This window comes from Bifidobacterium sp. UBA6881 (assembly GCA_002451435.1).
Classification (GTDB): Bacteria; Actinomycetota; Actinomycetes; order Actinomycetales; family Bifidobacteriaceae; genus Bifidobacterium.
The window spans coordinates 1352-4059 of sequence record DKCF01000021.1 but is presented as its reverse complement, the minus strand read 5'-3'; the positions used below and the strand labels follow the sequence as shown (position 1 = coordinate 4059).

Below are 2708 nucleotides of genomic sequence, written 5' to 3'. Positions count from 1 at the left end.
TGTATGCGGGATGGTTCAGCCGGCGTAGTCGACGATCGCCTGGGTGACCTGTTTGAGGTAGTCGAGCGACGTGTTCCAGTCGTCGGGCGTTTCGATGGAATGGTTGGCTCCGGCGAACGTGCGCACATGGCTGGTGAGCAGGCATGCCTTGCGGGCGTCGAAGTACGGGTCGGCGTCGCCCGCGCAGATCAGCGGCATCGGATATTTGTTCGGCGCCGGCAGCGGCGCGGGGATGATGGACTTGTGTTTGTCGAACGGCGGCGGGTTGAGGACCGGCGTGAGCAGCACGACGCGCAGTCCGAGTTTCGCCGCGTGCGGGAACGACAGTGTCGACAGCGATTTGGTGACGACCAGCAGTCGTGGCTCCTCACCGGATTCCGCGGCGTGTTCGCGCGCGGCAGTCGACCATTCGTCGATCACGCGTTCCATGCACGCGATCATTTCGGGAAATTCCACGCTTTCGGTCAGTTTGAGGTCGAGCCGGTCGACGAACCAGCCGTCGGCCGCGAGCGCCTGCGCGGCCCAGTACAGCAGCGGCCGGTCGACGGTGTATCCGATGCCCGGCATGATCAGCACGTGTTTGCCGGTTTCGGTCTCCTTCACGCGGTTCTTGCCCCATGGGGTCACCGCGGGCGTCACGTTCGCCTTGCGGATGGTGTTGCTTGTTTCGCTCATCATGTTCTTTCGTTTGGCCGATCGGCTTCATGCGGCCGGATCGGGCTTGTGCCGCCGGTCGGCGTGATGATGGTTGTTTGCGTTCGCTTCGCATAGTAAGGCGCGCCGAATACAATGCGGTACGGCTGGCGTTCGCGGCATCCACGTTCATGGCATCCGCGCTCGCGGGGTGTTGCCGTGGATTCGGTTGCAGGCCTGCAACGGGACACCTGCAGTTGTGTTGGATCGCCCCGCGCTGCCCGTTCCGCAATCCGCGCCGGATGCTTGTGTTCCGTGCCGATGTCGGTCGCAGGCGTTCCGCGTCGGTTGTATATGGTCGTTGTGTTTTGGAGGATCGTTGGAAAAGCGTCAGAAGCGTCATGGATTGTTCCGTGTGTTGTCCGCGTTCGTGGCGGTGCTGCTGGTCGTGGCTGCCGGGTGCGTCTGGTATGTCAACGACTACTATCATGCGGTCGGCGTCGGTTCCGCGTTGCGTTCGGATGATGCGGTCAGGGTCTCCGACTTCGAACATGGGTGGGAGTTCGATGGTCCCGGCACCGAGGATGCGTTGGTGTTCTACCCGGGAGCGAAGGTGGAGGCGAGCGCCTACGCGCCGCTCATGCATGAGGCCGCGGCCGCGGGGGTCGACTGTTTTCTGGTGAGGATGCCCGCCAATCTCGCGTTCTTCGGCATCGACCGCGCCGAAGACGTACGTTCCGCGAACGCGTATGGGTCGTACAGGCATTGGTATCTTGCGGGCCACTCCCTTGGCGGAGCGATGGCGGCGAGCTACGCCGGCAAGCATGCGGACGCGTGGGACGGACTGGTTCTGTTGGCCTCCTATTCGACCGCGGACCTGAGCGGCACGGATCTGCGTGTGCTTTCCCTTTATGGGAGCGACGATGGCGTGCTCAACCGCGCGAAGGTCCGCGAAGCGCGCAGGCTCATGCCGAGGGCGTATACCGAGCGGGTGATTCGCGGCGGCAATCATGCGCGGTTCGGCAGCTATGGCCGGCAGCGGGGCGACGGCGAGGCGACCATCAGCGCGGCGAGGCAGCGCGCGCGGGCAGTCGCGGCCATCCGCGAATTCGTCGCATCGGGCGAATAATTCGACGTCTGTGAGCGTGATGATCTGTGGTCTTGACTTATGTTGATTGGAAAGTGGGTGGATGATGAGGGTTTGCGCGCAACGCGTCGCCGAGGCGAGCGTCACCGTGTTGAACGAGTTGGGTACGGTGGACCCGACGTTCGATTTGCGGCAGATCGGCCCGGGATTGCTGCTCACCGTCGAGGCGGAGCCGGACGATGACGGGTCCGCGATCTCCAGGATGGCGCATCACGTGCTGACCTTGCGCTGCTTCGACGGGCCGCAGGGGCGTTTGACGTTGTCCGTGCAGGAGATGCGCGGCGAGATCCTGTCGGTTCCGCAGCCGCTCACGTCGTTGCGACGCCAGTCTGTGGGACGACCGCGGTTGGTTTCGCACGATGCCGACGACGAGCATGCGAATCTGACGTGGATCCGATTCAACGAGGCGTTGCGTTCGGGAAACGTTCCCGTATACGAGGGGCGTTTCGGCGCGCGCATGCGCATCGGCTCCATCGCCGATGGCCCCTTCCAATTCACCTTGCGGGAATGAAAAATATCCGTGCCAGCAAACGTCTTTCCGTATCAACTGATCCACAGAAACGACATTTCTTCCAAAATCCCCGACACCAGTCAGACGAATCCTAAGGCACAACTTCAGAGGGAATTCTACGCGGAGGATTCCTCATCAAAGTCAAAGCATTATGAAGGATTTGCCTAGATATTTCACTCACCTTCAGAACTGCGGTTCAAATCTGCATCAACCGCCAAATATCTCCTCATGACTGCCCGTGCGAAGAAACCAAGCCGTACCATCTTCCCGAATCCAAACAGCGAGCCAGTCACCGGCATTGCCGACGTGACATTCAATCACGCGCTCCCATTCGCCACCTTGCAAACGATGCGCGCGATGACGTCGGCGGAGCGTTTCCTTCGCCTCATCCGTGTCTTCGAGCACCAATCGGATGAC

At 61.7% G+C, this 2708-nt stretch carries 4 protein-coding genes; 2 read left to right on the top strand and 2 right to left on the bottom strand.

What is annotated here, in order from left to right; all coding sequences use genetic code 11:
* Positions 1–15: 15 nt before the first annotated feature.
* On the bottom strand, positions 16–675 hold the full coding sequence (locus tag B3C64_RS01635; protein WP_291533268.1) for a hypothetical protein: 660 nt from the start codon (positions 673–675) through the stop codon (positions 16–18).
* A gap of 337 nt (positions 676–1012) precedes the next feature.
* Here B3C64_RS01635 and B3C64_RS01630 point away from each other — a divergent pair, with 337 nt between their 5' ends.
* The gene (locus tag B3C64_RS01630; protein ID WP_291533267.1) at positions 1013–1762 is read left to right on the top strand and encodes an alpha/beta hydrolase; all 750 of its coding nucleotides are present in this window, start codon (positions 1013–1015) and stop codon (positions 1760–1762) included.
* Between the two features lie 64 nt (positions 1763–1826).
* On the top strand, positions 1827–2291 hold the full coding sequence (locus B3C64_RS01625) for a D-aminoacyl-tRNA deacylase (RefSeq protein WP_291533276.1): 465 nt from the start codon (positions 1827–1829) through the stop codon (positions 2289–2291).
* A 207-nt stretch (positions 2292–2498) separates the two neighbouring features.
* On the opposite strand, the gene B3C64_RS01620 is transcribed toward B3C64_RS01625, so the two are convergent.
* Positions 2499–2708: type II toxin-antitoxin system YafQ family toxin (locus B3C64_RS01620; protein ID WP_291533266.1), on the bottom strand; the 210-nt coding region annotated here is incomplete at its 5' end.

What these genes read in the sequence shown, in the direction of transcription:
- B3C64_RS01635 (WP_291533268.1), bottom strand. Translation starts at nt 675, where the DNA reads ATGAGCGAAACAAGCAACACCATCCGCAAGGCGAACGTGACGCCCGCG.
- B3C64_RS01625 (WP_291533276.1), top strand. Translation starts at nt 1,827, where the DNA reads ATGAGGGTTTGCGCGCAACGCGTCGCCGAGGCGAGCGTCACCGTGTTG.